Origin of the sequence: Acinetobacter sp., from assembly GCF_036659555.1 — a bacterium.
In the GTDB taxonomy this organism is placed as follows: Bacteria; Pseudomonadota; Gammaproteobacteria; order Pseudomonadales; family Moraxellaceae; genus Acinetobacter.
In genome coordinates, this window is the sequence record NZ_JAVXCI010000002.1 from 60,263 (window position 1) to 68,222 (window position 7,960).

Here is a 7,960-nt window from a genome sequence, read left to right on the forward strand (position 1 = left end):
TCCTTTTTCCGGCCCTGCAGGCTGGCCTTTGATCATAATGAAGCGGCAATCTGATCCATGCCGTTTTTTTTTAATTATGTTCCAGTATGCTGAGATGCCGGTAAAAAGCAATTGCCCCTGATCAGAAAATCATGGCCATTCCGGCGGCCTTAAAATTCAGGCTGCGCCCCGCGAGCAAAGTGCCGGCCATAAAAAAGCGCCTGACAGGCAGGCGCTCGGTTCTTGCTGCAGGAATCAGCGTTTCTGCTCAATGGCAGCGCCCGCGCCGCCGCCAATCGCGCCGCCGATGGCTGCGCCGGCATTGCCGCCTAAGACGCTTTTGCCGACCGCCGAGCCGATCGCGCCGCCGACGCCGCTGTAAGTTGCGTTGCGGTTTGAGCCATTCTGGGTTTTACTGCCGACCGCAGCGCCTGCACCGCCGCCAATGGCTGCGCCTGCTGTACCGCCGACCTTGCTGCCCACGCCGCCGCCAATCGCGCCGCCAAGCGCAGCAGCGCCAATGCGCTGTTCATTCGCCGACATGCTTTCACAGCCTGCCAGCAGCGCCGCCGACAGGGCAACCGCGGCCATTGCGCAGCATAATTTTTTCATGTTCATGGCCATTCCCCTTTCCTTTCCGATAAGCTAGAGCTTAGCTCCATAATATGAAACTAAATCCAAGCGAATGTTACGTCTCAGGCCAAATTTGCAGTGATTTGTAAAAAAGCCCCGGCGCTGGCCAGGGCTTTCTGCGCATCCGCAGCGGCTTATTCCTCTTCGCTGAGCACCACAATATCTTTGCTCACCGCGCCGTTTTCCGTCAATACCGCATGCGACAGCTTGACGCCGCTTTCAGGCGCTTTAGCCTGATCCAGCTGCAGCGTGCGCTTTACCGGCTCCTGGCCTTTTTTAAACTCCATGCCCTCTGCATCCAGTTTTTTGCTTTGAGAGATAATCTGCCCATCCTGCTTCAGTGTTTTATTCAATTCAATTTTAGAGGTCGGCACAATCACGCTGCCCTGCTTCAGCACGGGAATGGACAGCGGCTTGTCTGAAAACTGGCCCTGATTGTCCTGCAGCTGGATTTCCCGCGCCACAATGTCCTTGCCTTTATTCGACACTTCAAAAACGGTTGCTTCAACCGTCCGCACAGGCGCCTGCCCTTGGACTTTGCGGATCACTTCGGTTTTCAGCACCGGCACAACCGCTTTATCATCAATCACAATGCTATTCGGCATTGGCGCCGCAAATGCGCCGGCAGCAGCGGATAAAGTTGAAAATGCCAATAATGTACGGATAGATTTCATTTCATGCCCTATTATTTTATTTAAAAGAAAGTGAATAAATTCAATTGTTATTTTTCTAATATAGGCGATTTTTTCAGCGGAATAAAGCGGTAATTTTCATTATTCCCCTGGATTTTTTTGCATAAAAAAGGCGCCCGCAGGCGCCTGCTTAAACAAATTTATCGAAACGGGTTTTGAGAAATTTTAACTTTTACAGAAGCTTTGCCTTTTCTTACTTCTTTCCCACGAGAACACAAATATTCAAAAACCATTTTTTCACCTGAAGCTTTAGGCGCAAGATATATCTTTTTTAAATGCTCCATAATTGATGGTTCATAATCGATATAAATACGATTAATTTTCTCATCATATTGAATTAATTCATTATCCATTTGAGTCACGTAAATCATTCGGCACTCTTGTTCTTCTTTAAATGCCATATGCTTAATTAAATAGCGTAAAGGTAAAATGATTTCGGCTAATAATTTTTGCTCATCAGGATTTAGCTTAGATTGATTTAACATTTTTATTTGATCTATAAGTGCTATTAAGCCTTTGCTCACTTCAAATTCAATTTTAGAAATTTCCTCCTGATATTCTTTCCATAATTTTTTTGCTTCAGGATTTGGTTCAAGAATATGTTTTTTATTTTCAGCTTTATGCTCTCGATGAAAACTCCATTCTTCACGCTGCGCGACTTTAATTAAGCCTGAAGCCGGGTCTAAATAGATACACCGAAATAATGACCTTTTTGAAAGTTCTTTTTTATCACACTTTTTTGCATTCTGATTTACTTCTTGCTGTTCTGCTATGGCTGATTTTCGAGAATCGAGTCTACTAAGCATATTCAGAATATTATGTTCTTTCGCAAAAAATTCTTTTGAGAGTACTAAACTTAGACCAGTTGCCTCTTGCTGACTTTCTTTACCATAAAGGCGAAATTGATTCAATGAATCATGATGCAAGGTAAAACAGCTAATAAAAGCTAAATCTGGAGTAGAAATTTTTTCATCCAGATATAATAATTTATTTAATAATAAACCTTCTTCAGGATCATTCATCAAATCAATGGTATTTAAACGTAATGGAGATTTAAGTCTAGCACCCTCACTTTTTTCATCTGTTGAAAGTAATAACTTAGACACTGTTATATTGGTATAATGTGCAATATCTGATTCAATATCGGACGTAATAATTAAATATTTTAAAGTTTCTTGTACTCTGTTTAAAATATACAAGTATGAATCCTGGTGTGCTTGATCAACAATACGATTTACATCCAGGGTGTGTTTTATTTGATATCCAAAGCCTGAGTAGACCTCTGTATCTCTAGAAATCTGTTTCCAGAATTCAGATGCTTCTCCTATTTTTCCTTCTCTTAAATAAATACTGCCTATTAAATACCTAGCTTTTGAATATAGATCATGCTCACTTTCCAAAATTTCCATATAAGAACTTTTTGCTAAAGCATATTCATTTAATCCATGATAGATATTTCCTTCATTAAACTTAGCTTTAGAGTATGTTTCTAAATATATTTTATCCACATTTTGATAAAATATTAAAGCTTTAATATCGTCCCCTCTAAAACTATAAATTATACCCAAACCAAATTGTGCATCCGCATAGCAAATTCCATGTTTGGATAAAATTTTATTTAAACATTGTTCTGCTTGCTCATACATTTTTCTCTTCATATATAAGCCAGCTAAATTTTGTTGTGCTTTTGCATACTCCTCATCATTTTTATTAGTCTGCTTTATGATATCACTGTAAGTTTTTATTGCACCTTCAGGATTTCCCTGCTTTTCTAGAACAATTGCTAAATCAATACGTGCATTAAAATAAATTTCTTCATCAACATTAATTACAGAATTTAAAATATCAAAGGCTTTATTTAAATCCCCATCCTCTAAATATTTTCTACCTAAAATACGACATGCACTCATATATGATGTATCATTTAAATTAATAATCTTTTCCAAGCACTCAATATATTTTATGTTTTTTACTTTCATATAATCTATAGCAACATCATGCCAAAATATATTATTTGACTGCTCACTTAATTCACTAATTTTTTTTAATACGTTTTTATCAATTTTATAATTATTGTCTTCTGATATATTTAGTTGCACCTCATTTAAAAGAGAACTTAGCAACTTATTTTCTTTAATGTTCAAAGCTATTTCCTAATGCAAATTTTATTTCACTTAAGTATATTATAAAAAAAGGCGCCCGCAGGCGCCTTTCTTAATTCAGCTCAAAGCTTATAAGCCGCTGTTGAATTCCTGACTGAAGGCCTGGCTTAAAGCCTGATCCACATCAGAGAAGTCATTGTGAAGCTCAAGCTCGGCAGCTTCCGATTCCTGGCGGCGGCGCTCCAGATGGTAAGCCAAGCCTGTACCCGCTGGGATCAGGCGGCCCACAACCACGTTTTCTTTCAGGCCGCGCAGGTCATCTTCTTTGCCTGTTACAGCCGCTTCAGTCAACACGCGGGTTGTTTCCTGGAACGATGCAGCAGAGATGAACGAGTCGGTAGAAAGCGACGCTTTGGTGATACCCATCAATTGGCGTTCATACTTGGCAGGGAACTTGTTCTGCGCAAGCACAGCCTGGTTTTCCTGAACCATGCGGATGTAATCCACCTGTTCACCCTTGATGAAGCTGGTATCGCCGCCGTCAGTAATGTCAACTTTACGCAGCATTTGACGCACGATGACTTCAATATGCTTGTCGTTGATTTTCACGCCTTGCAGACGGTATACGTCCTGAACTTCGTTCACGATGTAGTTGGTCAGCGCCACTTCGCCTTTCAGGCGCAGGATGTCGTGCGGGTTCTGCGGACCGTCAGAAACAGTTTCACCGCGGTTCACATGCTCGCCTTCGAACACGTTCATGGTGCGCCATTTCGGAATCAGCTCTTCGTAGATCTCAGAACCGTCATCCGGCGTAATCACCAGACGGTTTTTGCCTTTGGTTTCTTTACCGAAGCTTACAACACCGGAAACTTCAGCAAGAATCGCATGCTCTTTCGGCTTGCGCGCTTCAAACAAGTCCGCTACGCGCGGCAGACCGCCGGTAATGTCGCGGGTACGTGAAGTTTCTTGAGGCACACGGCCGATAACGTCACCGACACCAATCGTTTCGCCGTCACGGACGGAAAGAATCGTATTCTGCGGCAGGAAGTAGAACTGTTCGCCGCCATCGGTCGTATCCAGTACCACCGCTGGACGCAAATCTTTGCCTGACGCAGGACGCGAAGTCACCGGCAGGATTTCGATGGTGGTCATGCCCGTCGCATCATCAGTTTTCGATGTTACGGTTACGCCGTCAGCGATTTGGCTGAAACGCACTTTACCGGCAACTTCCGTCACCAATGGATGCGTATGCGGATCCCAAGTCGCGACAATGCCGCCGGCTTCTACAGACTGGCCATCCTTCAGCAAGATTGACGCGCCGTAAGGCAGTTTATAGCGCTCGCGTTCACGGCCTAAATCATCCGCGATGCCGATTTCACCTGAACGTGAAGTCGATACCAGGTGGCCTTTGGCATGCTGTACGGTTTTCACATTGTGGAAACGCACGGTACCTTTGTTGCGGACCTGCACGCTGTTGGCTGCAGAAGTTCGGCTGGCTGCGCCGCCGACGTGGAATGTACGCATGGTTAACTGCGTACCCGGCTCACCGATTGACTGAGCCGCCATAACGCCGACAGATTCACCCGGGTTCACCAGATGGCCGCGCGCAAGGTCACGGCCGTAGCATTTCGCGCACACGCCGAAAGTCGATTCACAGGAAACGACTGAACGCACTTTAACTTCATCGACGCCGGCTTCTTCAAGGAAGGCAGCCAGTTTTTCATCAATTAAAGTATTGCGCGGCAGCAGAACTTCGTCAGAACCGGCTTTCTTCACATCTTCAGCAACAACACGGCCCAGAACTCGAGTACCTAAGTTCTCGATAACGTCGCCGCCCTGAATGAACGGCGTCATTACCAGACCGCCCAAAGTGCCGCAGTCAGGCTCAGTAATCACCAAGTCCTGCGCAACATCTACCAGACGGCGGGTCAGGTAACCGGAGTTCGCTGTTTTCAGCGCTGTATCGGCCAAGCCTTTACGCGCGCCGTGTGTTGAAATGAAGTACTGAAGTACCGTCAAGCCTTCACGGAAGTTGGCTTTAATCGGGGTTTCAATGATCGAACCGTCCGGTTTCGCCATCAGGCCGCGCATACCCGCCAGCTGACGGATCTGAGCTGCCGAACCACGGGCGCCGGAGTCAGACATCATGTAAATCGAGTTGAATGATTTCTGCTTCTCGTCTTCACCCTGCTTGTTTTTCACAGTAGTGAATGACAGGTTGTCCATCATCGCTTTCGCAACCTGGTCGTTGGTGCGCGCCCAGATATCGACCACTTTGTTGTAGCGTTCGCCGGCAGTCACAAAGCCCTGCTCAAACTGCTGCTCGATTTCGCGGACTTCAGTTTCAGCTTTGTCAATAATGACCTGCTTAGTCGGCGGAATCAGCATGTCTTCCATGCCCACCGATACGCCTGAGCGCGTCGCTTGGCGGAAGCCTAGGTACATCAATTGGTCAGCGAAGATAACGGTATCTTTCAGGCCCAATTTACGGTAGCAGGAGTTGATCAGCTTAGAGATGTTCTTTTTGGTCATCTCTACGTTGATTTGCTGGAAGTCCATGCCTTCAGGAACAACTTCCCACAGCAGGCAGCGGCCCGGCGTTGTGTCTACAACAATCGTCTGCTGTTCGCGGTTGCCATTTTCATCAATCACGGTCTGGTGCACACGCGCTTTTACGCGGGCGTGCAAGTCTACCTGACCGGTCGCCAGTGCGCGGTTGACTTCATGCGTATCGGCAAACACCATGCCTTCGCCTTTGGCATTGATCGCATCACGGGTGATGTAATACAGGCCCAAGACCACGTCCTGAGACGGCACGATGATCGGCTCGCCGTTGGCAGGCGACAGGATGTTGTTGGTCGACATCATCAGCGCGCGGGCTTCCAATTGCGCTTCAAGCGTCAATGGAACGTGCACCGCCATTTGGTCACCGTCAAAGTCGGCGTTGAACGCGGCGCAGACTAACGGGTGCAGGCGGATCGCCTTGCCTTCAATCAGGGTCGGTTCAAATGCCTGCAGGCCCAAACGGTGAAGTGTAGGCGCACGGTTCAGCATGATTGGATGCTGGCGGATCACGTGAGCAAGAACGTCCCAAACTTCAGGGGTTTCGCGCTCAACCATTTTCTTGGCAGCTTTAATGGTGGTTGCCTGGCCTGAAGCCTGCAGTTTCGCGAAGATGAACGGCTTGAACAGTTCAAGCGCCATTTTCTTCGGCAGGCCGCACTGGTGCAGGCGCAGGTTCGGACCAACGGTAATCACCGAACGGCCTGAATAGTCAACACGCTTACCGAGCAAGTTCTGACGGAAACGGCCCTGCTTACCTTTGATCATGTCGGCCAAAGATTTCAATGGACGCTTGTTCGAACCGGTAATCGCGCGGCCGCGGCGGCCGTTGTCCAGCAATGCATCAACAGACTCTTGCAGCATGCGCTTTTCGTTGCGCACGATGATGTCCGGCGCAGCCAGGTCAAGCAGGCGCTTCAAGCGGTTGTTGCGGTTGATTACGCGGCGGTAAAGGTCGTTCAGGTCAGACGTCGCGAAACGGCCGCCTTCAAGCGGAACCAGCGGACGGAGATCTGGCGGAAGTACTGGAAGTACATTCATCACCATCCATTCCGGCTTGTTGTTCGAATCCTTAAATGCTTCCATCAGCTTCAGGCGCTTAGAGGCTTTTTTCAGCTTGGTTTCTGACGTTGTTATTGGAATTTCTTCGCGCAGGCGGGAAATTTCAGCTTCAAGGTCGATGTCTTTCAGCAGGTCCTGAACCGCTTCCGCGCCCATTTTCGCTGTGAATTCATCGCCATGCTCTTCCAAGGCATTGAAGTATTCTTCATCGTTCAGAAGCTGGTATTTTTCGAACGGCGTCATGCCCGGGTCAGTAACCACATAAGATTCGAAATACAGCACGCGTTCGATATCGCGCAATGTCATGTCCAGCAGCAGGCCGATGCGGCTAGGCAAGGATTTCAGGAACCAGATGTGCGCGACTGGAGAAGCCAGCTCAATGTGGCCCATGCGCTCGCGGCGGACTTTCGCCGTGGTGACTTCGACGCCGCATTTTTCACAAATGACGCCTTTGTATTTCATGCGCTTGTATTTACCGCACAAGCATTCGTAATCTTTTACCGGGCCAAAGATTTTGGCGCAGAATAAGCCGTCGCGTTCAGGCTTGAACGTGCGGTAGTTGATTGTCTCAGGCTTTTTCACTTCGCCGTGAGACCATGACTTAATCATTTCTGGCGACGCAAGACCAATACGGATGCGGTCAAACTCTACTGGAGCATGACCGTCTGAGTCCGTCTTTTTGCGCATGATATCGAGCAAGTCTTTCAATTTTTTTCTCCGTGTGTCGAGGAGTAAAGCTCACTCGACTGGGTCACAAATATTGTTTTTTAACTGAACAATCCTCCCTCAATCCCTCCTTTACTAAGGAGGGAAGCTCCAACTTATTTAGTGTCGGAACTCCCCCTTTTCAAAGGGGGTTGGGGGGATTAATGGTTACTTAGTCACCATTTTTCAGTTCAATGTTGATACCTAAAGAACGGATCTCTTTGG

The 7,960-nt window shown here is 46.9% G+C and carries 4 protein-coding genes; all 4 read right to left on the bottom strand.

The window, feature by feature from the left end:
* Window positions 1-234: 234 nt before the first annotated feature.
* Window positions 235-591, bottom strand: a complete 357-nt coding sequence (locus RSA72_RS00725; protein ID WP_332623149.1) for a DNA transfer protein p32 — start codon at window positions 589-591, stop codon at window positions 235-237.
* Window positions 592-746: 155 nt separating this feature from the next.
* Entirely contained in the window at window positions 747-1,286 is a 540-nt protein-coding gene (locus RSA72_RS00730; RefSeq protein ID WP_332623144.1) for a hypothetical protein, read from the bottom strand.
* Between the two features lie 158 nt (window positions 1,287-1,444).
* Complete coding sequence (locus RSA72_RS00735) at window positions 1,445-3,448, bottom strand: tetratricopeptide repeat protein (RefSeq protein WP_332623142.1); 2,004 nt, start codon at window positions 3,446-3,448, stop codon at window positions 1,445-1,447.
* A gap of 87 nt (window positions 3,449-3,535) precedes the next feature.
* Entirely contained in the window at window positions 3,536-7,738 is a 4,203-nt protein-coding gene (gene rpoC / locus RSA72_RS00740; protein ID WP_332632634.1) for a DNA-directed RNA polymerase subunit beta', read from the bottom strand.
* Window positions 7,739-7,960 lie beyond the last annotated feature (222 nt).